27 protein-coding genes are annotated in these 26,289 nt (G+C 70.6%); 21 read left to right on the forward strand and 6 right to left on the reverse strand.

Translation table 11 applies throughout. The features are described from left to right. Positions 1–88: 88 nt before the first annotated feature. From AB0H76_RS18710 to AB0H76_RS18725, 4 genes are read left to right on the forward strand one after another with little or no spacing between them, the layout of a single operon-like run. Entirely contained in the window at positions 89–1,276 is a 1,188-nt protein-coding gene (locus AB0H76_RS18710) for a CoA transferase (RefSeq protein ID WP_357325001.1), read from the forward strand. Then, the gene (locus AB0H76_RS18715) at positions 1,273–2,085 is read left to right on the forward strand and encodes a cyclase family protein (RefSeq protein WP_357325003.1); all 813 of its coding nucleotides are present in this window, start codon (positions 1,273–1,275) and stop codon (positions 2,083–2,085) included. The genes AB0H76_RS18710 and AB0H76_RS18715 overlap by 4 nt, the downstream gene beginning before the upstream one ends. Then, positions 2,082–2,237: a hypothetical protein gene (locus AB0H76_RS18720; RefSeq protein WP_357325006.1), complete on the forward strand. Its 156-nt coding sequence runs from the start codon at positions 2,082–2,084 to the stop codon at positions 2,235–2,237. Before AB0H76_RS18715 ends, AB0H76_RS18720 begins: the two co-directional genes overlap by 4 nt. Continuing rightward, positions 2,234–3,661 carry an MmgE/PrpD family protein gene (locus AB0H76_RS18725; RefSeq protein ID WP_357325008.1) on the forward strand — a complete coding sequence of 476 codons (1,428 nt, stop codon included), beginning with the start codon at positions 2,234–2,236 and terminating at the stop codon, positions 3,659–3,661. Before AB0H76_RS18720 ends, AB0H76_RS18725 begins: the two co-directional genes overlap by 4 nt. Before the next feature lie 107 nt (positions 3,662–3,768). Here AB0H76_RS18725 and AB0H76_RS18730 read toward each other — a convergent pair whose 3' ends face one another. Next, complete coding sequence (locus AB0H76_RS18730) at positions 3,769–4,659, reverse strand: hydroxymethylglutaryl-CoA lyase (protein WP_357325011.1); 891 nt, start codon at positions 4,657–4,659, stop codon at positions 3,769–3,771. A 126-nt stretch (positions 4,660–4,785) separates the two neighbouring features. On the opposite strand from AB0H76_RS18730, the gene AB0H76_RS18735 reads away from it, so the two are divergent. Both AB0H76_RS18735 and AB0H76_RS18740 read left to right on the forward strand, forming a co-directional pair. After that, positions 4,786–6,000: a CoA transferase gene (locus AB0H76_RS18735; protein WP_357325013.1), complete on the forward strand. Its 1,215-nt coding sequence runs from the start codon at positions 4,786–4,788 to the stop codon at positions 5,998–6,000. Positions 6,001–6,013: 13 nt separating this feature from the next. Then, positions 6,014–6,631 (forward strand): isochorismatase family protein, encoded by a 618-nt coding sequence (locus AB0H76_RS18740; RefSeq protein ID WP_357325016.1) that lies wholly within the window; start codon positions 6,014–6,016, stop codon positions 6,629–6,631. 18 nt (positions 6,632–6,649) lie between these two features. On the opposite strand, the gene AB0H76_RS18745 is transcribed toward AB0H76_RS18740, so the two are convergent. Then, the gene (locus tag AB0H76_RS18745; RefSeq protein ID WP_357325019.1) at positions 6,650–7,531 is read right to left on the reverse strand and encodes a hypothetical protein; all 882 of its coding nucleotides are present in this window, start codon (positions 7,529–7,531) and stop codon (positions 6,650–6,652) included. Between the two features lie 101 nt (positions 7,532–7,632). On the opposite strand from AB0H76_RS18745, the gene AB0H76_RS18750 reads away from it, so the two are divergent. Then, positions 7,633–8,340 carry a hypothetical protein gene (locus tag AB0H76_RS18750; protein WP_357325022.1) on the forward strand — a complete coding sequence of 236 codons (708 nt, stop codon included), beginning with the start codon at positions 7,633–7,635 and terminating at the stop codon, positions 8,338–8,340. Positions 8,341–8,343: 3 nt separating this feature from the next. Here the strand turns inward: AB0H76_RS18750 and AB0H76_RS18755 are convergent, their stop codons facing one another. Then, positions 8,344–9,129: an IclR family transcriptional regulator gene (locus tag AB0H76_RS18755; RefSeq protein ID WP_357325024.1), complete on the reverse strand. Its 786-nt coding sequence runs from the start codon at positions 9,127–9,129 to the stop codon at positions 8,344–8,346. 144 nt (positions 9,130–9,273) lie between these two features. On the opposite strand from AB0H76_RS18755, the gene AB0H76_RS18760 reads away from it, so the two are divergent. From AB0H76_RS18760 to AB0H76_RS18780, 5 genes are read left to right on the forward strand one after another with little or no spacing between them, the layout of a single operon-like run. Continuing rightward, the gene (locus tag AB0H76_RS18760) at positions 9,274–9,756 is read left to right on the forward strand and encodes a flavin reductase family protein (RefSeq protein ID WP_357325027.1); all 483 of its coding nucleotides are present in this window, start codon (positions 9,274–9,276) and stop codon (positions 9,754–9,756) included. Next, positions 9,753–11,042: an acyl-CoA dehydrogenase family protein gene (locus AB0H76_RS18765; protein WP_357325029.1), complete on the forward strand. Its 1,290-nt coding sequence runs from the start codon at positions 9,753–9,755 to the stop codon at positions 11,040–11,042. Before AB0H76_RS18760 ends, AB0H76_RS18765 begins: the two co-directional genes overlap by 4 nt. Beyond that, positions 11,039–12,427 carry an aldehyde dehydrogenase family protein gene (locus tag AB0H76_RS18770; RefSeq protein ID WP_357325031.1) on the forward strand — a complete coding sequence of 463 codons (1,389 nt, stop codon included), beginning with the start codon at positions 11,039–11,041 and terminating at the stop codon, positions 12,425–12,427. The genes AB0H76_RS18765 and AB0H76_RS18770 overlap by 4 nt, the downstream gene beginning before the upstream one ends. A 22-nt stretch (positions 12,428–12,449) precedes the next feature. Then, on the forward strand, positions 12,450–13,592 hold the full coding sequence (locus AB0H76_RS18775) for an FAD-dependent oxidoreductase (protein ID WP_357325033.1): 1,143 nt from the start codon (positions 12,450–12,452) through the stop codon (positions 13,590–13,592). Next, the gene (locus AB0H76_RS18780) at positions 13,589–15,004 is read left to right on the forward strand and encodes an aldehyde dehydrogenase family protein (protein ID WP_357325036.1); all 1,416 of its coding nucleotides are present in this window, start codon (positions 13,589–13,591) and stop codon (positions 15,002–15,004) included. The genes AB0H76_RS18775 and AB0H76_RS18780 overlap by 4 nt, the downstream gene beginning before the upstream one ends. A 106-nt stretch (positions 15,005–15,110) precedes the next feature. Here the strand turns inward: AB0H76_RS18780 and AB0H76_RS18785 are convergent, their stop codons facing one another. The 3 genes from AB0H76_RS18785 to AB0H76_RS18795 are packed head-to-tail and all read right to left on the reverse strand — an operon-like array spanning position 15,111 to position 17,678. Continuing rightward, positions 15,111–15,671, reverse strand: a complete 561-nt coding sequence (locus AB0H76_RS18785; RefSeq protein ID WP_357325039.1) for a neocarzinostatin apoprotein domain-containing protein — start codon at positions 15,669–15,671, stop codon at positions 15,111–15,113. 19 nt (positions 15,672–15,690) lie between these two features. After that, positions 15,691–16,257 (reverse strand): neocarzinostatin apoprotein domain-containing protein, encoded by a 567-nt coding sequence (locus AB0H76_RS18790; protein ID WP_357325042.1) that lies wholly within the window; start codon positions 16,255–16,257, stop codon positions 15,691–15,693. Then, the gene (locus tag AB0H76_RS18795) at positions 16,254–17,678 is read right to left on the reverse strand and encodes a hypothetical protein (RefSeq protein ID WP_357325043.1); all 1,425 of its coding nucleotides are present in this window, start codon (positions 17,676–17,678) and stop codon (positions 16,254–16,256) included. Before AB0H76_RS18795 ends, AB0H76_RS18790 begins: the two co-directional genes overlap by 4 nt. A gap of 325 nt (positions 17,679–18,003) precedes the next feature. On the opposite strand from AB0H76_RS18795, the gene AB0H76_RS18800 reads away from it, so the two are divergent. From AB0H76_RS18800 to AB0H76_RS18840, 9 genes are read left to right on the forward strand one after another with little or no spacing between them, the layout of a single operon-like run. After that, positions 18,004–19,605 carry a carbon-nitrogen hydrolase family protein gene (locus AB0H76_RS18800; RefSeq protein WP_357325046.1) on the forward strand — a complete coding sequence of 534 codons (1,602 nt, stop codon included), beginning with the start codon at positions 18,004–18,006 and terminating at the stop codon, positions 19,603–19,605. 27 nt (positions 19,606–19,632) lie between these two features. Continuing rightward, on the forward strand, positions 19,633–20,442 hold the full coding sequence (locus AB0H76_RS18805) for an oxidoreductase (protein WP_357325049.1): 810 nt from the start codon (positions 19,633–19,635) through the stop codon (positions 20,440–20,442). Continuing rightward, on the forward strand, positions 20,439–21,389 hold the full coding sequence (locus AB0H76_RS18810; RefSeq protein WP_357325051.1) for a dienelactone hydrolase family protein: 951 nt from the start codon (positions 20,439–20,441) through the stop codon (positions 21,387–21,389). The genes AB0H76_RS18805 and AB0H76_RS18810 overlap by 4 nt, the downstream gene beginning before the upstream one ends. Positions 21,390–21,400: 11 nt before the next feature. After that, complete coding sequence (locus AB0H76_RS18815; RefSeq protein ID WP_357325054.1) at positions 21,401–22,522, forward strand: aromatic ring-hydroxylating dioxygenase subunit alpha; 1,122 nt, start codon at positions 21,401–21,403, stop codon at positions 22,520–22,522. Then, positions 22,519–23,208, forward strand: a complete 690-nt coding sequence (locus tag AB0H76_RS18820) for a hypothetical protein (protein ID WP_357325057.1) — start codon at positions 22,519–22,521, stop codon at positions 23,206–23,208. The genes AB0H76_RS18815 and AB0H76_RS18820 overlap by 4 nt, the downstream gene beginning before the upstream one ends. Continuing rightward, positions 23,205–24,122: a hypothetical protein gene (locus AB0H76_RS18825; protein WP_357325059.1), complete on the forward strand. Its 918-nt coding sequence runs from the start codon at positions 23,205–23,207 to the stop codon at positions 24,120–24,122. Before AB0H76_RS18820 ends, AB0H76_RS18825 begins: the two co-directional genes overlap by 4 nt. Next, positions 24,119–24,886, forward strand: a complete 768-nt coding sequence (locus AB0H76_RS18830) for an SDR family oxidoreductase (RefSeq protein ID WP_357325062.1) — start codon at positions 24,119–24,121, stop codon at positions 24,884–24,886. The genes AB0H76_RS18825 and AB0H76_RS18830 overlap by 4 nt, the downstream gene beginning before the upstream one ends. After that, positions 24,883–25,518, forward strand: coding sequence for a hypothetical protein (locus AB0H76_RS18835; RefSeq protein WP_357325064.1), 636 nt, complete (start codon positions 24,883–24,885; stop codon positions 25,516–25,518). Before AB0H76_RS18830 ends, AB0H76_RS18835 begins: the two co-directional genes overlap by 4 nt. Next, a complete protein-coding gene (locus AB0H76_RS18840) occupies positions 25,515–26,258 on the forward strand; it encodes an arylmalonate decarboxylase (RefSeq protein WP_357325065.1) in 744 nt (247 codons plus the stop codon). Before AB0H76_RS18835 ends, AB0H76_RS18840 begins: the two co-directional genes overlap by 4 nt. The last annotated feature ends 31 nt before the right edge of the window (positions 26,259–26,289 follow it).

Genomic DNA, 26,289 nt, shown 5'->3' on the forward strand with positions numbered 1-26,289 from the left:
CGCAGTACTATTCGCTGATAGTCAATGCCGCGCACCGGCTTTCATGTTTCGTTGAGGGAAACGATGCGGGCGGAGCAGGAGTTGCGTGATGGATGGACCGCTGTCCGGGATCCGGGTGCTGGATGTGGCGACGCTGTTCGCGGGCCCGCTCGCGGCCACCCTGCTGGCCGACTACGGGGCCGAGGTGGTGAAGATCGAACATCCGCGCGGCGACCCGGTCCGCAGCCACGGCGCGCAGCGTGACGGCGTCGGCCTGTGGTGGAAGATGCTGGGGCGCGGGAAGAAATCGATCACGCTCTACCTGGGCGCGCCCGACGGGCAGGAGATCTTCCGCCGCATGGTCGCCGAGGCGGATGTCGTCATCGAGAACTTCCGCCCCGGCACCCTGGAGCGGTGGGGCCTGGGATATCCCGCGCTGCGGGCCATCAATCCGGGTGTGGTGCTGGCCCGCGTCACCGGCTTCGGGCAGGTCGGCCCCTACGCGCGGCGGCCCGGATTCGGCACCCTCGCCGAGGCGATGAGCGGGTTCGCCGCCGTCACCGGCGATCCGGACGGCCCGCCCACCCTGCCGCCGTTCGGTCTGGCCGACGGAATCGCCGGTCTCGCCACGGCTTTCGCGATCATGACGGCGCTGCGGGCGCGCGCGGACAGCGGGCATGGCCAGCAGATCGACCTGGCCATCATCGAACCGATCCTGACCCTGCTCGGGCCGCAGCTCATCGCCTACGACCAGCTCGGCACGCTGCAACCGCGGATGGGCAACCGGTCCTCGAACAACGCGCCCCGCAACATCTATCGCACCGGCGACGGTGGCTGGGTCGCGGTGTCCACCAGCGCGCAATCGGTGGCCGAGCGGGTGCTGCGCCTGGTCGGGCGGGCGGATCTGATCGAGCGGCCGTGGTTCGGTTCCGGCGCCGAACGAGCCGAGCACGCCGACGAACTCGACGCGGCGGTCGGCTCCTGGATCGCCGAACGCGGCACCGCCGAGGTGCTGCGCGCCTTCGAGCAGGCCGAGGCGGCGATCGCGCCCGTCTACACCGCCGCCGACGTGCTGGCCGATCCGCAGTATCGGGCGCTGGGCACGATCGCCGAACTGCCCGACGACGAGCTGGGGCCGATCCGGATGCAGAACGTGCTGTTCCGGCTCTCCGAGACACCCGGGCGGATCCGCTGGACCGGGCCGCCACTGGGCGCGCACACCGCCGAGGTGCTCGGCGGCTACGGCGTCGACGCCGACCGGCTGACCGCACTGCGCGCCGCCGGGGTGATCCGATGACCGATCCGCTGGTGGCGGCGGTGGGCGCCGGGGTCCGCCTGATCGAGCTCGGGCAGCCGTTCTTCACCGGCATGCCGTGCTCCCCGAACCACCCCGGCTTCCGGATGACGCTGGCGCGCAGGCACGGTGACCTGGTGCGCCCCGACGGCGGGTCGGCCGCCAGCGAGATCATCGTGACCGGCGGGCACGTCGGCACCCACATCGACGCCCTCAGCCACGTCAGCCAGGACGGGCTGCTGCACGGCGGCGTCGACGCCGCACGGGCCCAGACCGGCGGCCGGTTCAGCGCGCACGGCGCCGAAAACCTGCCCGGCTTCCTGTGCCGCGGCCTCCTGCTCGACATCGCCGCCCTGCACGACACCGACACCCTGCCCGGCGGATACGAGATCACCGTCGAGGATCTGGAGCGCGCCGCGCGCCGCGCCGGCGTGCACCCGCGCACCGGCGACGTCGTCCTCCTTCGCACCGGTTGGGCGAGACTCTTCGACAACGCCCCGGCCTATCTCGGCAACCGATCCGGCGTGCCCGGCATCGGCGTCGACGCGGCCCGCTGGCTCGCCGATCGGCACATCGCCGCCACCGGCGCCGACACCACCGCCTACGAATGCCTCGCCCCCGGCGCGGGCCACAGCGTCCTGCCCGTGCACCGAATACTCCTGGTCGACTCCGGCATCTACATCCTCGAACACCTTGCCTTGGAAGCACTTGCCGCCGAACACCGCACCGAGTTCGTCTTCGTCCTGGCCCCCCTACGCATAGTCGGCGCCACCGGTTCCCCGGTACGCCCGCTCGCGGCGGTGAGCAGATGACCGGACAGACAATGGCCACCGCACGCCGGATCATGCGTACCTCCGGCGTCCTCCTACTGCCGGACCGAGCCAACCGGGAGCACACCGTCGCGCACCCTCCGCACACCGCCGACAGATCGCTGATGCGCCTGCTTGCGGGAGTCATCGCATGAGCGACCTGACGATTGTTCAAGAGCTGGCTTTGTTCGCGTTCCGTGCCCGCACGCGTGGGGTCGGCGCGGAGTTGCGGACCGATGCCGCCCGCCGGGTGCTGGATGTGCTCGGCAACAGCCTGGCCGCTCTCGAAACACCCGCGGCCGGGGCTGTGCGCGCGCTGATCACCGAGTGGGAGGGGCGGCCGCGCGCGACTGCCCTGGGGTTGCCGGGGCGCTATCCCGAAGCGAGCGCGGCACTGCTCGGCGGCACCCTGGCGCATGCCCTGGATTTCGACGACACGCACCTGCCCTCGGTGCTGCACCCCTCGGCCTCGGTGGTGCCGGCCGCCCTGGCGGTCGCCGAGACCACCGGCGCCAGCGGGGCCGCGCTGCTGGACGCGGTGGCCGTCGGGGTGGAGATCACCGTCCGCCTCGGCATGGCCGGATACGACGCGGCGCTCGGCAATTCCATCTTCTTCGAACGCGGTCTGCACGCCACCGCCATCTGCGGGGCGGTCGGGGCGGCCGCGGCGGCGGCCATGCTGTCCGGGCTCGGCGCGGCCGAGATCGGGCACGCCCTCGGCATCGCCGCCAGCATGGGTTCGGGTCTGCTGGAAGCCAATCGCACCGGCGGCACCGTCAAACGCGTGCACTGCGGCTGGGCCGCGCACGCGGCGGTGACCGCGGCCGGACTGGCCCGGCACGGGCTCACCGGACCGCCGACGGTCATCGAGGGCAGATTCGGGCTGCTGCAAGCGTTCTGCGGTCCGGCGGCCGACGCCTCGGTCGTCACCGCCGACCTCGGCACGCACTGGGAACTGCCCGGCATCTTCTTCAAGCCCTACCCCTGCAACCACTTCACCCACGCCGGCATCGACGCCGCCCTGCGCCTGCGCGCGCACGGCATCACCGCCGACCAGATCGACCGACTGATCCTCGCCGCCCCCACCGCGGTATTGCGCACCATCGGCGAACCCCTGGCCGCCAAGCGCCACCCCGAATCCGGTTACCACGCAGCCTTTTCCGGCCCCTACACCGTCGCGGCCGCCCTGCTCGGCGGCGGCGGTCTCGGCGTCTTCCACGAGGACTTCACCGACAGCGCCGCCGCCGACCCGGCCCGCCTCGCCCTGGCCGCCAAGGTCTCCTGCCGCCCCGACCCCCGCTGCGACGAGATCTTCCCGCACCAGTTCCCCGCCACCCTCACCGCCGAACTGCACACCGGCCGAACCCACACCGAACGCGTCACCATGAACCGCGGCGGCCCCGGCAACCCGCTGTCCCCTGAGGAACTCGCCACCAAATTCCGCCTCAACACCGCGACCGCCCTCACCCCCGAAGCCGCCACCGCCATCCCCGAGATCGTCTACGACCTCCCCGACCTTCCCGACCTCGACCACCTGATCCGCGCCCTCGGCACCACCCAGCCCCACCTCCCGCACTGAGCGCGCCCCACAACGGAGAGTCAGCCACCCCGCCGACAACCACCCGCGGACCGCTGCGCTGACGCCCGCCCCTCCGGCCGGTTTTGCGGCTCGCGCAGTTCGACTCTTTACCGGGCTGCGGGGAAGGGCCCTGCGCGCCCCAGCAGCGCCGGGACCGGTTGGCCGAGGAGTGCGCCGAGCCACGTACCGGTCTCGCCGACCGCCTCCATCCGCACGCCGGTCTCGACCCCCATGCGATGCAGCAGATAGAGCAGGTCCTCGGTGGCGATGTTGCCGGTGGCGGCAGGGGCGAACGGGCACCCGCCGATACCGCCGGTGCTGGCATCGAGGACCTGGACGCCGGCTTCCAGGGCGGCGACCGCGTTGGCGTAGCCGGTGTTTCGAGTGTTGTGGAAGTGGCAGCGCAGGGGCGTGTCCGGTGCGAGGCCGCGCACACCGGCGAGCACCGCGCGGACGCGGTCCGGGGTGGCGACGCCGATGGTGTCGGCGAAGGCGATCTCGTCCGGGTGCGCGGCCCGCACCTGCCGAACCAGGTCGAGCACCCGGGCCGCGGGCACCTCGCCTTCGAAGGGGCAGCCGAACGCCGCGGCGAGGGTGACGGTGCGGAACAGCCCCGCGTCGGCGGCACGTTCCGCCAGCGCCTGCCAGCGTTCGACACCCTCGGCGGTGCTACAACCCTGATTGCGATGGCTGAACGTATCCGTCGCCACCACAACGACATTGATCTCGTCCACCCCGGCGGCCAGCGCCCGATCCAACCCTCGATCGTTGAAGATCAGGCCCGCATAGGAGACGCCCGCGACGCGCGGCACACCCGCCATCACCGCTTCCGCGTCCGCCATCTGCGGAACCCGTTGCGGATGCACGAAACTCACGGCTTCGATGCGGCGCAGCCCGGCCGCGACCGAGCGTTCGACGAGCCGGATCTTGTCGCCGGTCGCGATCATGCCCGGCTCGTTCTGCAGACCGTCGCGCGGCGCGACTTCCACGATGTCCACGAATACTCCCTGTCCCGAAAGCGCCCGGCGCGGAATGCTTCCCGCCGCCTTGCCGCGCTGTTTCACTCAGGGATACAGTGTATCCAATTTTGCCGATGGAGTTCCTTCCGAGAACGGAGCGGCCGTATGTCAGCCGAACCCACCACTTCGCCCGGGCCACTGGCCGATCTGCGCGTCATCGAGATGGGCCAGCTGCTGGCCGGCCCGTTCTGCGGGCAGTTGCTCGGCGACTTCGGCGCCGAGGTCATCAAACTGGAGGCGCCCGGCAGCGGTGATCCGATGCGCCAGTGGGGGCGCGAACAGTCCGACGGCAAGTCGCTGTGGTGGCCGGTGGTCGCGCGCAACAAGAAGTCGGTGACCTGCAATCTGCGCGATCCGGAAGGCCAGCGCCTGGCCCGGGAGTTGATCGCGCAGGCCGACATCGTCATCGAGAATTTCCGGCCGGGCACCATGGAACGCTGGGGCCTGGGCTACGAGGCCCTGCGCGCCGAGCATCCGAGCCTGATCATGGTGCGGGTCAGCGGTTACGGGCAGACCGGGCCGTACGCGCCGCGCGCCGGATACGGCTCGATCGGCGAGGCGATGGGCGGCATCCGCTACACCACCGGCGATCCCGATCGCGCCCCGGCCCGCACCGGCATCTCGCTCGGCGATTCGCTGGCCGCCGTCTTCGCCACCATCGGCACCCTCGCGGCCGTGCACCACCGCGCCCGCACCAGCCAGGGCCAGCTGGTGGATTCGGCGATCTACGAAGCCGTGCTCGCGATGATGGAGTCGCTGCTGCCGGAGTACGCGATCACCGGCTACCAGCGCGAACGCACCGGCTCGGTACTGCCGAACGTCGCACCCAGCAATGTCTATCCGACCGCGGGCGGTGAGATGGTCCTCATCGCCGCGAACCAGGACACCGTGTTCGCGCGTCTGACCGCACTCATGGGCCGCCCCGAGTTGGCCACCGACGAGCGCTACGCGACCCACACCGCGCGCGGCGCCCGGATGACCGAGCTCGACGAGTCGATCGCGGACTGGACGGCCACCCACGAGGCCGAGGAGCTGCTGCAACGCCTGCACGACGCGGGCGTGCCGGCCGGGCGCATCTACACCGCCCGCGACATGTTCGCCGATCCGCATTTCGCCGCCCGCGAGGCGATCGCCCGCGTCGCCCACCCCGAGTTCGGCGAGCTGCCGATGCACAACGTCGTCCCGAAACTGAGCCTGACCCCGGGCAGCATCCGGCACGCGGGCCCCGCGCTGGGCGCGCACAACGCCGAGATCTACAGCGGCCTGCTCGGCCTGGACGCCGCCCGGATCGCGAAACTCGCCGAATCCGGCGTGCTCTGAAGGGATTTGCACCATGAAGGACCTCACCGAGGACGCCCACAGCGCCGGCTACGGCACCCCGCTGGGCGTCGGGAAACGCCCCGCCGTGCTGGTGATCGACATCTGCGCGGCCTATCTCGACGACGACTCGCCCCTGCGCGCCCCGGTGGAGGATGCCGTGCGCGCCGCCGCGGCGCTCGTCCAGCACGCGCGGGCGCGCGGCTATCCGGTGCTGTTCACCCGGGTCGCCTACCGCCCGGGCACCACCGAGGGCGGCTTGTTCCGGCTGAAGATCCCGACCCTCGCGGTCTTCGAGGACGGCAACCCGCTGGGCGACTTCCTCGACGATCCCGCACCGCACCCGGGCGAAACCGTGGTCGTCAAGCAGTACCCGAGCGCCTTCCACGGCACCGCCCTGGCCGCCAATCTCACCGCCGACGGCATCGACACCCTGTTCATCGCGGGCCTCACCACCAGCGGCTGTGTCCGCGCCACCGCCACCGACGCCATGCAGCACGGTTTCCGCCCGGTGGTGGTCGCCGACGCCTGTGGTGACCGCGACCCCCGCCTGCACGAGGCCAACCTGTTCGACCTCAACGCCAAATACGCCGATGTGACCGGCCTCGAGGCAGCCCGTCGATTGCTGACCTAGGCGTCGCGGCCGGACGGCTCAGCGCACTTCCACGGTCACCGCCGAATCCTGCTGCCCACCGAGCCGGTACACGTAATCCTGAGCCGCCGCGCTCCCGAGCTGCGCCAGGAACCACTGCGCGGTCCAGCGCGCCGCGGTAGCGATGGATTGCGCGTGCGGCACGGTCGCCACCAGCGGATCAGGGGCCGCGCCCGGTGGGTTGTTCTCGTCGGTCAGTCCGAAGTGGTTGGCGCCCAGCAGGTTCACGAACATCGCACGCGGCGCGCCGGTCAGCTTGGCGTAGCTCTCGTGCGCCTCGGCCGGTTCGCTGACGCCGTCGAGCGTGCCGTTGATGAACATGACGGGCACGCCGTGCACCGCGACCGGGTCGACAGCGGATCCGACCGTGGTGTTCGTGCCCAGTCCGACAACGGCTTTCAGCTCGGGCGGATGCCGGTAGGTCAGCCCGAAGCAGAACGGCGGCTGGCACCGGTCCGCGGCCGCGTAGAGCGCGGTCGCGCCGCCGTAGGAGTGCCCGGCCACCACCAGGGTCGACGGGTCGACGATCCGGCCGAGCGGCGAAGCCGGGTCGATGGCGCGCGCCCAGTCCACCACCTCGGTGAGCTGATGTTCGCTGGGCAGGGTGTAGTCGGCCATCGGCATCGGACGCCGTTCGGGCACCACCACGACGAAGCCGTAATCGGCTACGGCCGAGGCGAATCGGGCGTAATAGCGGCGAGCGACGTTGGCGCCGGGCAGCAGCAGCGCCACCGGCAGGCGGTGCTCGGCCCGGGCGGGAAACCACACCGCGGCGTCGTCGACGGTGATGCGGACCGCCTCTTCCCGGATGCCGGGATCAGCCTCGGCCGGCGCGGTGGTGAGCAGGAGCAGGGACAGGGTGGACGCCAAGAGGGCGCGCATACGAACCCCGTTTCGATTGTGGAAACGCTGTTTCGATGTGAAACTATCGGCGGAGCTTACACGCGAAACACCGTTTCGCAGAAGAGAACAGGAGATGGCGGATGGGCGCACACCCGCACGGCTGGTGGATCCTGCTCCACCTGGTGCTGTTCGTGTTCTGGCTCGGCGGGGACCTGGGGGTCTACTACTCCAGCCGGTTCGTTCTCGACCCGGAGCTCGCGCCGTCCGCCCGCGCGACAGCCCTGTCGATCATGAGCGGATTGGATCTCGGCCCGAAGGTCTGCCTGGTGCTGTTCCTGCCCAGCGGACTCACACTGATGGCGCTGGAACCGCACGGGGCATCGCTGTTCGGCGTCGATTTCTTCCCGTGGTGGCTGGTGGCGGGCGTGTGGGTGTTCGCGGCGATCTGGCTGGCGCTCACCGTGATCCAGCACCGCACGCACGGACGGTTCGCCGCGGTGCAGGCCGCCGATCTCGGTATCCGGTTCGCCGTCGTCGCGGGCATGGCGATCGCCGGCGCCTACGCGCTGTTCGCGGCGCAGCCGTTCGGGGTGACGACCAACCCGAAGTGGCTGGGCGGCAAGATCCTGCTCTACGCGGCGGCGATCGCGGCGGGGCTGGGCATCCGGATGATGTTGCGCCCCTTCGGCCCCGCGTTCGGCGCGCTGCTGGCGAGCGGCTCGACCGACACGGTGGAGCGCACGCTGCGGCGCAGCGTCGACGGCTGCCTGCCCTACGTGTGGACGATCTGGGCCAGCGTGCTGGCCGCCGCCGCGCTCGGCGTGCTCAAACCCGCCGCGCGGCTGTGATCGCTAGCCCGAGTAACCCAGCTGCGCGGACACCGCGCCGGCCGCCTTCTGCAGCATCGGCACGAATTCCTTGATGCCCGGCTGGAACCGGGACAGCGGGCCGCACACACTCAGCGCGGCCACCACGCCGCCGTCGTGATCGAGCACCGGGGCCGCGATGGACGCGGCGCCGATCTGGCGCTCCCCCAGCGAGATCGCGTAACCCCGCTTGCGGATCTCGGTGAGCTCGCTGCGCAGTTTGCGCGGGGTGGTGATGGTGGCGTCGGTGAACGGAGTCAGCTCGTGCCGGTCCAGATACTCACCGATCTCCTCCTTGCGCAGGAACGCCAGGATCGCTTTGGAGGAGCTGCCCGCGTGCAGCGGGTAGGGCACGCCGAGCGCGACCTCCATCCGCAATTCCTGGTCCGGCACAACCTGATCCACGTACATGCGGGTGTCGCCGCGACGGATCGACAGGGTCGCGGTCTCGCCGGTCTGCGCGGCCAGCCTGCGCAGTTCGGGACCCGCCATCACCCGCAGGTCGGTGCGCGCCAGGTAGGCGCGGCCGAGCGCGATGGCGGCGTGCCCGAGGGCGTAGCGCCGGGTGGTGGGCTCCACGGTGATCAGCTCGCGGTTGCGCAGCGCGGTGAGGATGCGGTGCACGGCGGCCTTGGTCAGGCCCAGTTCGTTGGCGATCTCGGTGACGCCGAGATCGGGCCTGCCGGTGCGGCCGAACAGCAACAACACGTCCATGGCCCGTTCGACGGCGGCGATGGAGCGACTCTGACTCTCGGCCTCGGTGTCCGACACGGCTCCAGCTTAGGGCAGGCATTTCCCGATGGGAAACAGCATCCGCGATTTCGGCCGCCGGCCCCCGCGCACCACTTGCGAGCCCCCGCACAGAGCGTTACCTTGTGCGTAACAGTGTTTCCCATATCGAAACGGGGGATTTCGGTGGACCCGACCAATCTCCGTGCGGTACTCGCCCACTGGGCCACCGGGGTGGTCGTGGTCACCACCGCCCGCGCCGACGGCACCCCGCAGGGCATGACCGCCAGCTCGTTCACCAGTGTGGCCCTGGAACCGCCGCTCGTCTCGATATGCCTGGCATCGGCGAGCGCGACCTGTCGCTCCATCACCGGCAGCGGGGTTTTCGCGGTCAACGTGCTCGGCCACGACCACGAGGACATCGGCCGGCGCTTCGCCGCGCGCGGCGATCCGGCCCGGCGCTTCGCCCTGGGCCGCTGGCATCAGGCCCCGAGCGGGTCGGCGGTGCTGACCGACGCCGTGGCCTGGCTGGACTGCGCGGTGGTCGCCTGCCACCCCGCCAGCGACCACACCATCGTCCTGGGCCTGGTGCGCGACACCGCCACCCCGCGCCCGGCGCCACCACTGATCTATCACGATCGCACCTACCACGAGGGGATTGCCCGATGACCGGCGAACCACTGACCGGCGAACGACTCGTCGAGGACATGACCGAGGCGGAACGCGAACGCGCACAGCGTGTTCAGTCGATTCTGCCCGCGCTGAGCGCGGCCGCCGAAACGGCCGATCGCACGGCCACCTTCCCTGCCTCGCACGTCGGCCTGCTGCGCGAGGCCGGACTACTGGGCCTGGTGGTTCCGGAGAAGTTCGGCGGCCTCGGCGGTACCCTGCGCGACCTCGCCGCGGCCACCTACGCCATGGGCACGGCCTGCCCGTCCACGGCGCTGGCGTACTTCTTCCACAACACCAGCGCCTCGCGCGGGCTGCTGCCCCTGGAGGCGATCGACGCCGGACTGTTCGACACCGGCGAGGTGCCGGTGGTGCGGGCCTTCGCCGAGAAGGTACTCACCCGCATGGCCGAGGGGGTGTGGCTGGCGAACTTCGCGTCCGAGTCGGTGAAGACCGCGCACGCCAACATCACCATCGCCACCACCGCCCGCAAGACCGACGGCGGCTGGATCCTGAACGGCGAGAAGTCGTTCGGCTGCGCCACGGGCGTCGCCGACTACTACCTCACCTCGGCCAAACTCGAGGGTTACGACACCGCCGAGGGCTTGGCGACGTTCTTCGTGCCCCGCGCCGCGGCGGGCGTCAGCACCCGGGCCCCGTGGGACGGGCTGGGCATGCGCGCCACCGCCAACAACGGCATCCGCCTCGACGAGGTGTTCATCCCCGCGGACGAGGCGCTGGCAGTGCCCGGCGCGTTCGGCAAGATGCTCACCATGAGCCGCGGCAGCTTCGTTGGCAATCAACTCGCCATCGCCGCGGTCTACACCGGGTGCGCGCAGCGGGCCTACGACGAGACACTGGCCACGACCACCCGTAAGACCTTCGCCGACACCGGCGCGCCCATCGCCTCCTCCCCCGTGCACCAGGTCCTCATCGGCGAGATGACCCGGCAACTGCACACCGCCTACCTGTGGCTGCGCTACCAGCTGAGCATCGAGACGGTGGAACCGCCGATCAAGCCCAAACCGGAGGTGTTCACGCAGTGGCGGCTCGGCAAGGGCGCGGTCACCGAGGCCTGCTTCCAGGTGGCGCTGGGGGCGCTCAAGGCGGGCGGCACCTCGGCCGCGTCGATGGACGGTGTGGCGGGGCGGGCGCTGCGCGACCTCGCCATGGGCCTGGTCATGACCTTTCCCGCCGAGCGCGGCCTGCTCGAGGTCGCGCGGATCGTCACCGACGCCAAGGCGAACGAGCTGTTCGCGACCGCTCCGGCGGAGGTGAACCGATGAGCGGCGACCTACCGGAGATCGTCGATCTGATCGACGGCGGCTGGGGTACACCGGAGCTGGATCTCGGTGTCGCGCTGGAGGATCCGGCGACCGGGGCCGAGGTCGCCCGCGCGGTCGCGACCGCGCCCGGCCGGATCGACCGCGCGCTCGAGGTGGCGGCCCGAGCCGCCGGGGACATCACCCCGGAGGTGCTCGACGCCATCGCCGACGGACTCGAACCCCGGCTGGCACGGCTCGCCGAGCTGGACGCGCTGGCCACCGGTGTGCCGATCCGGCAGACCGAACTGCTCGGCGTCATCGTGACGGGCTCGTTCCGGCTCGCCGCCGGTGCGCTGCGGGCCGGGGCCCGGCGCACGGATTTGGACGGTGTCCAGGTGCACCGGCTGCCGCTCGGCCCGGCGCTGTGCCTGGTGCCGTGGAACGCGCCCGCGCCCATGGCCGCGCACAAGGTCGCCAACGCGCTCGCGGCCGGGTGCCCGGTGATTCTGAAGGTCAGCGAGCTGGCGCCCTACAGTGCGATTCCGCTGGCCGAGGTCATCGCCGAGCACGTGCCGCCCGGCATGTTCCAACTCGTGCAGGGCGGCGCGGACGCCGGCGCGCAACTCGCCGCCGATCCCCGGATCAAGGCGGTGTCGTTCACCGGCGGACTCGCCGGCGGCCGCGCGATCGCCTCCGCCTCGGCCCCGCTGTTGCGCCCGTGCCAACTGGAATTGGGCGGCAACAATCCACTGCTGGTGCTGCCGGACGCCGACACCGACACGGCCGCACGAATGGCGGCCGACCTGCTCAGCACACTCAACGGTCAATGGTGCCGAGCGCTCGGGCGTCTGATCCTGCCCGCGGAGCGCGCCGGGGAGATCGTCGAGGCGATCGGTAAGCGGCTCGAAGCGCTGCGGGTCGGTCCACCGCTGGACCGGGCCACAGAGTTCGGGCCGCTGGTGCACTCGCGGCACGTGGCGAGCCTGCGTGGCGCACTGTCCGGCCGCGCGCACAACTTCTTTGGATCCATGCCCGATGCGGGCAACTACTTCGCGCCCGCCCTGCTGGACGGCGACCTGGCCGACGAGGTATTCGGCCCCGTTGCGGGAACGGTTGTCTACGGATCGATCGAGGAGGCAATCGCGCTGGCCAACGCCGTCCCCTACGGGTTGGAGGGCTATGTCTGCGGCACCGACGAAGAGCTGGCTCTCACAGTGGCACAGCAGATCCGGGCCGGTGAGGTGAAAGTCAACGGCTCCTCGATCATGAGCCTGCACCTCATGACCCCGCGCCCGGCCTGGGGCTGGTCGGGCCTCGGCGAGGAGGGCACCGCGGAAACGCTGCGGTTCTTCACCGGCGCGCGCGTCATCGGCGTCGAGGGCCGCTTCGCCCTGCACAGCTCATGAGCCCGGTCGTCGAGGCTCGGCCATGAACTCCGTTGTGGTGGTCGGCGCCGGTCCGGTCGGGCTCACTGCCGCCCTCACCCTGGCTCGCCGCGGTATCGAGGTCACGGTGCTGGAACAGGGCGCGGGGCTGGCCACGGAGTCTCGGGCCTCCACCTTCCACCCGCCGACCCTCGAAATGCTCGACGCGCTGGGTGTGCTGGAAGCACTACTGGCCCAAGGCATTACCGCGTCCACATTCCAGTACCGGGAGCGCAGCGGCGGCGTCATCGCGACCCTCGATCTGGGTGTGCTCGCGAGCGACACCGCCTACCCGTTTCGGGTGCAGTGCGAACAGAGCAAGCTGACTCCGATCTTGATGGCCGCGCTGCCCTCGAACGCAGAAGTGCTTTTCGAGCACACGGTGCACGGGCTGTCCGCCGGTGACGACGGCGTTGTCCTGCACACTTCGCAAGGACCGCGGCGTGCCGACTGGGTGCTCGGCGCGGACGGCGCGCATTCGGCGGTGCGGCGCGGTCTCGGTGCCGGGTTCGACGGGGACACGTATCCGGAACGGTTCCTCGTCGCCTCGGTGGATGAGCAATTGGATGCGGTGCTGCCCGGCATCGCACCGATCAACTACGTGTTCGATCCCGACGAGTGGCTGGTGCTGCTGCGGACGCCCGAGCACTGGCGGGTCCTGCTTCCGACGCCCGCCGATACCCCCGACGCCCTCGAATCAGACCGGCTCCCAGCACGATTGACCGCCGTCGCCGATCTCGGCCGGCCGTGGCGGATCCTGCACGCATCGCTGTACGCGGTGCACCAGCGGGTCACCGACTCCTTCCGCCACGGCCGGGTACTGCTCATGGGCGACGCCGCCCACGTCAACAACCCACTCGGCGGCATGGGCATGAACAGCGGCATCCACGACGCGGTCCAACTCGCGGACGCGCTCGCCGAGGTACTCGCGGGCGCCCCGGAATCCCACCTGGACCGCGCCGCCGCCCACCGCCGCACCGTCGCCGTCGACCACGTCCAGCGCGCCAGCCACAACAACTGGCGCAACATCCGCGCCCACGACGACGACTACCGCACCCACCTGCGGCACCTGGCCGCCGACCCGGACGCGGCCCGCATCCATCTACGCCGCGCGTGCCTCCTCGACACCCTGGATATCCGCCCATGACCGTCAGCCGCGAAAACCCCGCGAGACCGAGTGAAATCGTCGGATCGGTGCCGGTAACCGCACCGGAGGCGGTGGATGCCGTCGTCCAGGACGCGCACCGTGAATTCCGTTCCTGGTCGGCACGGACGCTCGAGCATCGGCTCACGGCGCTCGCGCTCGCTGCCGACCGGCTCGGTGCCCGGGTCGCGGAGTTCGCCGTGCTGCTCGCCCGGGAGAGTGGGAAACCGGTCGCCGATTGTCGCGGCGAGATCGGGTTCGCTGTCGCCTATCTGCGCTGGGTGTGCGCGAATGCGCCTGCCGTTCTCGGTAAGTCGACGCTCGATGACGCGCAGGGACGGATCGCCACCACCCCCGCCCCTTTCGGCGTGGTTGCCGCGATCACGCCCTGGAACGCGCCGATCATCCTGGCACTGCTCAAGCTCGGCCCGGCACTGGCGGCGGGAAACACCGTGGTGCTCAAGCCGTCACCGCTGGCGCCGCTGACGATCACGGCGGTCGCCGCGCTGCTGCCCGGCACCCGGGTGATCCACGGCGGGCCGGACACTGTGCAGGCGCTCGTCGCCCACCCTCTGATTCGCAAGGTCGCGTTCACCGGCGGCCCCGAGGCGGGCCGGAGCATCGCCGCCGCCGCGGGCCGCGCCCTGACCCCGGTACTGCTCGAACTCGGCGGCAACGACCCCGCGATCTTCCTCGACGATTTCCACCTCGAACCCGACGGCTACGAGCGCCTCGTGCTGGCCTCGTTCGCCACCGCCGGTCAGGTCTGCATGGCGGCGAAACGCCTCTACCTGCCCTGGCATCGGCTGGAGGAATTTCTCGAATCGTATCGCGCTGCGGCACAGCGCATCCTGCGTGTCGGTGACCCGCTGGACGAAACGGTGACCATGGGCCCCGTGGTGAACCGGGCCGCCGTCGCCCGCATGCGCGAATTGCTCGTCGATGCCTGGAACCGAGGCGGCTGGACGATCCCGCTGGCCGAGATCCCGGCCGGCACCGACGGCTACTTCGCCGCGCCCGCCCTGGTCCTCGACCCGCCCGACGACGCGAAGGTGGTATGCCAGGAGCAGTTCGGCCCACTCCTCCCGATCCTCACCTACGACACCGAAGCCGAAGCTCTCGCCCGCGCCAACGACTCCGACCTGGGCTTGGCCGCCTCCGTCTGGTCCGCCGACGAAGACCGCGCCTGCGCCTTCGCCACCCATCTGGAAGCCGGCTTCACCTTCGTCAACACCCACAACCGCACCGGCATGTCCCTGCGCGCCCCCTTCGGCGGCACCAAGAACAGTGGTTTCGGCCGGGAGTACGGGCTCGAAGGGCTACGAGAGTACGTCCAAACCACTGTGATTCACGCCCCCGCCGCCTTTCGCGCGGGTGGCGCGGGCCTACCCGCGCGGGCGTATCCACCGGCTTGATAGCGGGCACCGGGCCCGTCGGGAGCGATACAGGGGCCGACCACGGCGGTTGCGAGATCATCGCTCGGTGGCCGATCGCCTGCACTGCGATCGGCCACCGAGCGGGTTATCGGGCGCGCCTGCGGAGCAGGAGTGCGCCCGCCGCGATCACTACGACGACCGCGACGCCGATGCCGAGGAACAGCGCGGTGTTGCTGTCCTCGTCGGCCGGCTCGGCCGCAGCAGGCGCGGCGGCGGGTTTCGGCGCCTCCTTGGCGCCGAAGGCCAGGGGTGTCGAGGCGAGGAGGTTGCCGGGTTGGGTGAGGCTGGTGACGGCGATGACGCAGGCGCCGGGGCCCGTGGTGCAATCGACGTCGCCGATGGCCGAGACCAGGGTGAGGGTGTTGTTGCCGTCCAGTGCTTGCCATTTGCCCTTGTCGTCGGCCTTGCCCATGCGTGAGCCGGCCAGCTGGCAGTCGGTGGGCAGGGTGATCTGGGGCTTGCACTGTCCGACGGCGACGGTGGTGAGGTTGGGTGGCAGGCCGTCCAAACTGATGGTGACCGCTTGACCCGGGGCCAGGCCGGAGCTCTCGTTCAGCTGGAGTGTCGGGGCCGCCGAGGCTGCCGGTGCGGTCAGGGCGAGGCCCGCCGCGGCGAGCAGAACGACGAACGGTGCGCGGATTCTCATGGGTGTCTCCTTCGGAGTTCTACAGCCGCCGGCGGTCGGCGAGTGCGAGGGCGGCGATCAGGGTCAGCAGGACGGCGGTCACCGTCCACAGCGCGGTGGACGGGCCGTCCACGCCGGTCTCCTGCGGTACCGCAAGCGGTTTCGTTGCCGCGGCGGGCGGCGCGGAGCCGGCGAAACTCACCAGCACCTCCGCCGAAGTGGCGGCGATGAGCGCGGGCGGTTCACTGCCGGGCAGGGGCGCGGCGGCGATCACGCACTGCTGTCGCGCGCAGTCGATGGTGGTGAAACGGGCGCGCGCGGTCAGCGTCACGGTAGGAAAGGTCCCGTCCGCGCCGATATTGACGAAGGTCGCGCCACCTTCGAGGTCGCAGTCCTTCAACCCGCTGGTGAACCCCTGCTTACACAAGCCGACCGCCACCGCTGCCAGCCCAGGCTGGAACCCACTGCCGTCCACAGTGATTCGCTGCCCCTCGGCCAATTCGGCAGTGGCGTTGATCCGCAGAACAGGGCCTGAATCGGCCTCGGCGGGCACCGGCGCGGCAAGGAACAGCGCGAGCAGCGCACCAACAGCGACATGACGAATCACGAGAGACCTCCCTGAAGTACGGCGGACTGCGCCCGAACGCCGCGCCCGTAGACGAATGCGGCGATCAGGACGGGCAGCGCGAGAAGGGTCAAAGCTGTTCCAGTGCCGAACAATTCGCCGAGCACTGTCACCAGTCCGAGGCCAGCGAGCCCGGCAGCCACCACGAGCAGCACACTCAGCGCGCCGACCGAAGACGCGCCCGCATTCACCGCCGATGTCAGGCGCGCATCCACCAACGGATCGGACTGCCCACCGTCGCTCGCCCAGACCACTGGACCCGAACTACCCGCAGTCGCAGCAGAGTGCCCGCCCGCCGACGACCCCTCGCCTGGCCCCGGACTACCTGCGGCCACAACAGAGCGCTCGCCCGCCGACGCCACAAGAGGCCCATTGTCGTTGGCGAGGGGCCTATCCTCGGTAGCGGCAGGCCCATCGGCGTTGGCGACGGCTGTTGGCCCCGGGCGGATCGCGCCCGCACTCGGGGCTGAGCGCGGGCTGTCCGGCGCAGCGGGTAGAGCACCGCGGTCATCGACGAGAACCTGATCCAGGCCGCGTGCGGCGCGCGCGGACGCGGTCGAGGTGACCGCGATTCCCACTGCCAGCGTTATCGGCCCCGGCGCGGTGGCGACCAGTACAGGTCCGCCCGCGGCCAGAATCAGCAGCGGGGTGACAGCGCTCTCATGCGGGGCGGGGAAGGCGAGGACCAGCAGCGCCGGCAGTGCCGCGAGTAGCAGCAGACCTGCCCGATCCGCGTCCAGGGTGTTCCAGCGGAAGAGCAGCAGGTGCAGAGCGGGTAGCACGGTGCCGCCCACCGCCAGGCCGATCGCCGCATATCCCAGCAGCCGCCGCCGGGGCAGTTGGAGCGGCGAATCCTGCTTCTCCGCAGCGCAGTTCGCGCTCCGAGCAACGATCCCGAGCACAACGAGAACTGCACCCGCCACCGTGAGCCCCATACCGGGCCGCTGCTCGCCGAGCGCTGCCAGCCCGGCCGCGCCTGCGACTCCCGCGGCGGCCGCGCCATGCCAGGGAGTCAGCGGGCCGAACTCACGCCCGGCTCCGCGCGCGCCCGTAACGGCGAGACCCGCCGCTCGCGCGGCAACGACCAACGGACCCGCCGCGGCACCCGCGAGCAGGACCGCCGCCGTGAACAACCAGGGCACCGTCACCAGGCCCGCCACCGCGAATCCCGCACCCACCACCACAGCGCAGCCGCCCGCAACGCGCGGCGAGAGGCCGCGGCGGGCGAAAACCCCGGTCACGCAACCGGTCAGCAAGGCCGCGAGCGCGAGATACCCGACCACCGCGCCCGGCACACCGAGCACACCACCGAGCGGTTTCCCGAGCAGTACCAACTGTCCGCCCGCGACCGGGCACGCGCATGCTCCGGCGAGCACCAGCGCGACATTCCCACGCCGGTTCATCTCAGCGTTCCCGTCGCGAGCGACAGCGCTGGGTCACAACGGATTTCGTCATCGAATCGGAGGTCGTCATTCCCACCCTCCCGGTGTGCGTTTCCATAGAGGAAACGCAGTTTCAGAATGCGCATATTGAACCCGCAGCTCACGCGGCTGTCAAGGCGTGCGGCGCGGCTGCCACAGGGAAACAACAGGTTTCGTCGCGCGGGCATTACCGCGAGGTGAAATCCGGGCCCACCCCTGGACAGATCGGCTCGGCCGGTACAGAATCAGGCCGAACGGAAACGCTGTTTCGATCTCCGAAACACTGTGGCACAGAAGGGCGGAGCGGATGACCCGAGTCGCGGCCGCACAGCTGGCGGCGGGCACCGACGTCGCGGCCAATCTCGGCGCCTGCCTGCGCCTGATCGACGCCGCGGCCGCCGACAACGCCGAGCTGGTGGTGCTGCCCGAGTTCTGTAACCACCTATCCTGGTACGCCGACCGCGCGCACGCCCGGCGAATGGCCTGCCGGATCGGCGATTCCTTTCTCGGCGCGATCGCCGCCCGCGCCGAGCGCCACGGGCTCTACGTCAAAATCGGCGTCACCCTGGCCCGCGCAGACGGCCGGACCACCGGCACCAGCCTGCTCTACGGTCCCACGGGCACGCTGCTCGGCGAGTCGGACAAGCAGATCCTGATGGGCGCGGAGAACGACTATCTCGACGCCGGTACCGAGGACTCACCGGTCATCGCCACCGCGCTGGGCCGCATCGGCATGTACGCCTGCATGGAGGGCGTGATCACCGAGGTCACCCGATCGCTGGCGGTGCGCGGCGCCCAACTGCTGCTCAACAGCCTGAACTCGTTCGCGACCGACGAAGCGAGCCTGCATATTCCGGTCCGCGCCGCCGAGAATCGGGTGTGGGTGGTGGCCGCGAACAAGGTGGGCCCGCTGCTGCCGGACGCCGAGCTGCCCGCGATCGCCGCCAAGCTCGGCGTGCCGCCGGATCGACTGCACGGCGCGGGGGAAAGCCAGATCGTGGCGCCGGACGGCACCTGCGTGGCCATGGCCCCCGCCACCGGCGAGGCGATCGTCGTCGCGGATATCGATATCGCCTGGTCCGCCGACAAGCGCCGCCACGGCGCCGATCTCCTGGCCGACCGGCGGCCGCAGCTCTACGCCCCGCTGCTGGCGGAGCCGATCGGACGGCGAGCCCCGGCGGGCGCGGAAACCGGCACTGCCGCACTGTCCCTCGGCGACCTGGACGCGATTCGCGATCTAGCGACCAGCGGCGCGGACCTGATCGTGCTACCCGAGCTGACCGGCCACACGGCCGCGGACATCGCCGGCGCACTCCGTGACACGACCGCACACGCGGTCCTGACCGTCCGGTCGGACGGCAGCCACCACGGCCTGCTCATCGACGCCGACGGCATCGTGGGACACCAGCAGCAACTACATCCCACCGCCCGCCTCCCCTGGCTGGACACCCCGGGCACCGAGCTTCGCATCTTCGAATTACCTTGGGGCCGAATGGCACTCGTCATCGGCGACGACATTCTGTTCCCGGAAACCTTCCGGCTGGCGGCGATTCAGGACGCCGACGTCATCGCGGTCAGCACGGGCCCGCTCGAGCCCGCGGACCTGCGCCTCCTGCTCCCCGAACGGGCCGCGGAGAACCGTCTCAACGTGGTGGCCGCCGGTCTCGACGACACGCGGCTCACCGGCGGCATCTACGGGTGCAGCCCCGATTTCACGCTGTGGACCCCCTGGCCGGGACCGTTCACGGGGGTGATCAGTCACCCCGAGGTGACCGCTGTCGAACCCGGCGCACGCACCGCCCGCGCCCTGATCCGGCCCGCTCAGGCGGTGAACCGTTGTGTATCCAAGGGCACCGATCTCGTCGATGGCCGCCCGCGCCGCCCCTTCGACGCCATGCCCATTCCCTGACTGTGAACCCCGACCCCCGGAGCTTTCATGAGTGAAACCTTGCAGCACGTCGAGCAGATGGTCGACCAGACGCCACGCGCCGATGTCACCGAGACGTTCCAGGAGTGGCGGGAGCTGCTGAGCGGACTGCGAGCCCGCATCGCCGAGCGCTTCGAACTCACCCGTGACCCCTCGACCACCGACCTCGAGTCCTACGGCGACCCGGAAACCGGCCCCTCGGGCAGCCTGGCCGCCTACTCCGGCCCGGAGATCGACTGGCTGGTGCACTCCTGGATCGGCGATCCGCGCACCGGTTTCGTCAACCTGCATCTCACCGCCTGGCTCGGCCCGCAGACCCGCGCGCCGCACCTGGGTGCGGCGCTGCTCCTGTGGCCCGAGGGCTGGTTCTATGTCGACGCGGTGCCGCGCGGCGATCTCGTCGGCGACGGCGACTATTTCGACCGCTACTACGCCGAGAACGACGCGCCGTGGCTGGCGTTCAAAGAGCAGCATCCGGATTTCGCCTGGTTCACCAGCCGCACCGGATTCATCCGGGCCAGCCTGTCCCCCACCGCGCACTGCCATTCCTTCCCGGCGACCCGGCCCAACCTGGACACCGTCGCCGAGGTGCTGACCGCGCGGGTCGAGCAGTGGCTGGGCTGGGTCGACGCCGCCGCACCGGTGCCCGTCGAGCAGCAGGCCGAACTGGCGGCCCGGGACCTGGCCGTGCGCCGCAATATCGCCGAGCGCGACCCGGCGAATGTCATGGGCGAGCGGATGTTCGGGCCGGAACTGACCCAGCGGCTGGTGCGCGCGCTCTGGGGCGGCGACCGCGAACTGCCGAGGCCGGGCCGATGAGCGGGCTGATCCGGTCACTGTGGTGGTCGGCGCGCACCGACGGCACGGCACCGTTCGACACCGCGCACCTGAAGGTCTACTACCCCGCGATCGCCGAGGGCACCGACGCCGAGCGGCTCACCGGCGTCTTCGCTCCCGATCCGGCCGGCGCGCCCTACCCGGTGGTCGTGTTCCTGTCCGGCGTCAATGTCGGACAGGAGGCGTACCGGCGCTTCGCCACCGCCGTCGCGGAAACCGGTTTCGTCGTCGTCACCCTGGATCGGGTCGCCGAATTGTTCGGCGGGCAACAGGGTTTGACGCCCGGGGTCGACCTGGACGCCGCCCGGCCCGACGCCTACGGCACCCGCCCGACCTGCCCGACCATCGGCGCGGTGCTGAGCGCCCTGACCGAACTGAACGAGCAGCCGCCCCTGCGCGGCGCGCTCGACCTGGACCGGGTGGCGCTCGGCGGGCATTCGGCGGGCGGCACGGTGGTGCTGCAATCCGCGCGCTATTTCCCCGCTGTGGCAGCGGTATTCGCCTGGGGCGCGCACACCATGGTCGCCACCATGCTCGGCTGGCCCGCGGGCACGGTGCTGCCCGCGCAGGTGAGCTGCCCGGTCCTGCTCGGGGTGGGCGGCAACGACGGCGTCATCCGCGGCAGCGCCGACCGCTACGGCGAAGACGGCGACGATCGCCCCGACCCGGTGCGGCGCACCTTCACCGAGGCACTGCCCGACGGCGACCATCTGCTCGCGCTGATCCCCGGCGCCAACCACTTCGGGATCGCCGACGCCGACCCGACCGCGGCGCGCGCCTTCCTCGACGGCCCGGCCGACACCGATGCCCTCGGCCCGTTCGCCGCGCTCACCTCGATCTTCCTGCGCGCGCACCTGCGCGGCGAGGTGGCGGCCAAGGCCGAGCTGGCCGCATTCGATGCCACCACGATGCGTTTGACCAGGCGATAGGAGCCGGACCGATGCTGAAGAACTTCTGGTACGCCGTGGAATTCGCGGACCGGGTCACCCGCGAACCCCGCAAGGTGACCTGTCTCGGACAGGATTTCGTGCTCTACCGCACCCAGGCGGGCGCGGTGACCTGCCTGTCGGATCTGTGCGTGCACCGCGGCGGCTCGCTGTCGCTGGGCACGGTCACCGGCGACTGCATCGCCTGCCCGTATCACGGCTGGCAATACGATTCCGACGGCGCGTGCGTGAAGATTCCCGCCAATGCCGAGGAACGCAAGATTCCCCGCAAGGCGCGGGTGGACGCGTATCCGACCGTGGAGCGGTACGGGATGGTGTGGGCCTTCCTGGGCGACCTCCCCGAGGACGAGCGCCCGCCGATCCCGGTGCTCCCGGAGTACGACGACCCGGCCTTCCGGATGGTGCAGTTCGAGATGGAGCTGGCCGCCAACTACGAGCGGACCTTCGAGAACGTGGTCGACGCCGCACACACCCCGTTCGTGCACGGCACCTCCTTCGGCAACCCGGACAAGCCGGGTATCCCCGATTTCCGCATCACCCAGACCGAGTGGTCGGCCTCGGCCGACATCCAGCTCAGCCCGCCGCTGCCCAAGGGCCTGTGGGGCTGGCTGGCGCGGCGCCGGCCGCGCGCGGAGTACGTCACCGTCACCAACGCCTGGTACCTGCCCAACATCGTCAAGCTGCACATCCGGCTGCCGATCGGCGAACTGCTGCTCTACGACTTCAACATCCCGCTGTCCCAGGACCGGACGCTGATCAAGATCCTGGGTTTCCGCAACTTCTTCACCGGCGCCTGGGCCGACGGCAATACCCGCGCCCGGATCGAGAAGATCCTGCTGCAGGACCGGCCGATCGTGGAATCACAACGCCCCGAGCTGCTTCCGTTCGATCTGTCCGACGAGCTGCACGTGCGCAGCGACGGCCTGCAGGTCGCCTACCGGCGCCGGCGCCTGGAACTGATCAAACAGGGCTGGTGGGTCGGCGGCGACGACATCATCACCGGCGACTCCCCGCGCCGCACCGCGACCGTCCTCGCCTCGCCCAGCCGCCGCGACAATCCCGAACTGGCCAGTGCCTGGGTGCACAAGGCCCGCACCGGAGGGAAACCGGAATGAGCCTGCCCACCGCGCTGAGCGAGCGCGTCCTGACCACCCTGGGTTCCGCCCTCGGCCTCGACACCGCCGAGGACCTGGCACTCACCAGCGCGATGTCACCCGATCCGGTCGGCCGGTTGCGGGTGCTGCGCGGCGGGCCGATCGAGAAGGTGGTCACCGTCGACCTGGTGGTACCGCCGATCGGCCTGGACAGCCACATGATCTTCGCCTTCACCGGAAGCGATTCGGCGCTACCGCATTTCACGCTCGACGCGGTCCGAGCCCCCGAGTATCACGCCATGCACCTGGATCTGATTCCGCGCGCGGACCTGGCCGTCGAGCTCGACTACCTGGACGCGGCCTTCCTGCCGCTGACACCGCTGCTGGAGCAGGCCTGGCTGATCGACGGGGTCGCCCCCGCCGCCATCGGCCCGCGCCAGCGCGCCATGATGTCGCCGTGGATGGTGGTGTGCCGGGCCACCGATTCGGCTTTCACCGCCCTGGACACGGTCGTGGACGGCTATCTGGCGCACTGGCTCGGACTGGTCGACAAGGGCGTTCCCGCCGTGTCCGCGGATCTCGCGGTGCGGGACCGGGCCAACCGGGCGAATCTGTTCAGCCCCGAGGTGGACCCGGTCTGGACGCAGGTGACCCGGCTGCTCGGCGCGGACCAGGCCGAGCGGGTACGCGGGGAGCTGGTCACGTGAGCACCGCCGCCGGGCCGAGCACGTTCCAGCAGCGGATCGCGGGCGAATGGGTCGGGCGCCCTTCGCTGTTCGACGACACCGGCACCTGGCGCGGCTACGAGGACATCCGCCGGTCCTCGGTATTCGCCGACGGCGCGACCACCTACTACATGAACGGCGGACTGACCGGCGGCGGCGATCTGGCCGGGCGCTTCGCGCTCGGCGCGCCGTTCGCGTTCGGCGTCCGCGACTCCGACAGCGACCGCCTCTACACCGGCCCGGACTTCTTCGGAGCCGGCCAGCCCTACGGCGGATTCGTCGACGCCAACTACTACGGTCCCGGCTGGCAGGTCGCGCTGAACACCTGGAACCAGACCCTCGGCGACACCCAGGTGTATTCGTCGGTGCTCTATCAGGGCCCGGCCATGGTCGGGGTGTTCAACGGCGTCTACACCCGCGACCCGGATCTGGTCGAGCAGCGCATCGAGACCGAAACACGCTGCGGTTCGGTGGTATTCACCGTGCCCACCAAGGAGAAGAGCCGCTATGCGGGCGAGGTGGAACTGTGGAGCGCCGGCCAGCGGCTCCAGGGCACCGTGCACCTGCTGCTCGAGATCGATCCGATCAGCCTGCTCGTCGCCGACCAGCGCCGGATCCTGTCCGGCCCGCTGGAATCGACCCTGCGCGGCACCGTCCGCCGCGACGGCGTGCGGTCCTTCCACGAGGGCCCCGAGGTGTGGGGCAACGGAAACTCCTACGGCCGGGCCGATTTCGTGCGCCTGCACACCACCGACGGCCGCCGGCTGATCGGGCGCGAGTTCATGATGGACGCCGAACCCGGCATGGGCGCGGGGACCAGGCTCGCGATCGTCTACCAACTGTTCGAGCACAACACCCTGACCGCGGTACTGCACGGCGTATTGGAGCGGACATGAGCACAGTGGTCATCACCGGCGGCACCCGCGGGATCGGGCTGGGCATGGCGCGCGCCCTGCTCGCCGACGGGCATCGGGTCGCGCTGTGCGGCGTCGATCCGGAACGGGTGGCCGAGGTCCAGGCCGAACTGCCCGACAACGCGCTGGTCGTCGTCGCCGACGTCACCGATCGGGAGCAGGCCCAGCAGCTGTGGGACGCCGCCGTCGAACGGTTCGGCACCGTCGACATCTGGATCAACAACGCGGGCATCTCGCACGATAGGAAACCGCTGTGGCAGTTGCCCGCCGCCACGGCGCGCGCGGTGCTGGAAACCAACCTGCTCGGCGCGCTCAACGGCGCCGCGGTCGCCATCACCGGGATGGCCGCCGGCGGCGGGCACGTCTGGAACATGGAGGGCCTGGGCAGCGACGGGCGGATCGTGCCGGGGCTGGCCGCCTACGGGGCCAGCAAGCGCGGTGTCACCTATCTGACCGAGGCCCTGGCCAAGGAGGTGCCCGCCGGGGTATCGGTCGGGCTGCTCAGCCCGGGCATGGTGGTGACCGATCTGCTCACCCACGGCTACGCCGACCCCGAGGAACTGGCCAAGGCGCGCAAGATCTTCAACATCCTCGCCGATCGGGTCGAAACGGTGGCGCCGTGGCTGGCGCGGCGCGCGGTCACGCACGCCCGCAACGGCGCGCACGTGCGCTGGCTGACGACTCCGAAGGTGATCGGCCGTTTCCTCAGCGCGCCGGTGCGCCGCCGCGACCTATTCGCCGGATGAGCGCCGTCGACTATCCGGTCTCGCTGGCCGTCGAGGATTTCGTTCCGGTGCTGCTCACCACCGGCGGGGTCGTGCTGTTGCGCCGCCTGGTCGCCCCCGGCTGGGGCGTAGCGGTGGCCGCGGTCCTGATCGGACTCGGCGGCGGGACCAAGGCGACGGCGAAACTCGTTGCCGCGCTGGGCGGCCCGGATCTGCCGTGGCTGCGCAGCCTGCTTTTTCCCTTGCTGACGCTCGGATTCGGGCTGCTCTGCCTGGAACTGGCCCGGCTGCGCGCCGGCACGGTTCCGGCCTGGCTCGGCTACCTGGTGCCGGGCCTGACCGTGGTCTGCGCAGTGAGCGCGGTGCTCGCCCGCGACCCGCTACCGATGCTGGTCAGCACCACGGTCTTCGCCACCCTCACCGGGATCTGGCTGATCACCCTGGCCCGCGCCCGCGGCGACACCGTGGCCGCCGCGCTGTTCGGCCTCCAGCTGCTGGGGTTCTTCGTGCTCGGCCCGCTCGCCGCGCGTCCCGACCAGACGGTGACGCTGCAATGGATCGAGCAACTGTCCAATACCGCGGCGCAGGCCGCGTTCCTGATCGCCGCGTGGCGGCTGACCGCCACCGCGCGCACCGAGGAGATGATCCGATGACCGACGCACTGGGCTGGCGCCGCAAGTTCGGGGTGATCGCGCCCTCCACCAACACCATCGTCGAACCCGACTTCTACCGTCTGAGCGTGCCCGGGGTCACCGCGCATTTCAGCCGGATCCACATCCGCGATCAGAACATGGCCGACGACGCGGGCATGGACCGGCTGCTGGCCCAGATCCGCGCCGAGATCGGCGCCGCGTGCGAGCGCGTGCTGACCTGCGAACCCGACTACATGGTCATGGGGATGTCCGCCGAAACCTTCTGGGGCGGAGTCGAAGGCAACAAGGAGTTCGTCCAGCAGATCCACGACATCACCGGCCTGGAAGTCGCCACCGGCGCCGAGGCCTGCCGCCGGGCCCTGGAGCTGTTCGGCGCCCGGCGCGTCGGCGTGGTGACGCCCTATCAGCCGGTCGGCGACGAGAACGTCGTCCGCTTCTTCGGCGAACTCGGCTTCGCGGTCGCCGCCATCGAGGGCTTGCGCTGTCCCACCGCGGTGTCCATCGCGCACGTGGGCGAGGACGAGTTGCGCCGGGCGCTGCTGAAGGTCGACAGCGACGACATCGACGCGCTGATCCAGTGCGGCACCAATCTGTCCATGGTCCGGCTGGCCGACGAAGCCGAGCGCTGGCTGGGCAAGCCGGTCATCGCGATCAACGCCGCCACCTGGTGGATGGCGTTGCGCGACAACGGGATCACCGATCGGATCGAAGGAGCGGGCACACTACTGCGTGAGCACTGACCAGGGTCGCGCCTGGGCGCGGTTCCACATT

Source organism: Nocardia sp. NPDC050712, assembly GCF_040654295.1.
GTDB lineage: Bacteria > Actinomycetota > Actinomycetes > Mycobacteriales > Mycobacteriaceae > Nocardia.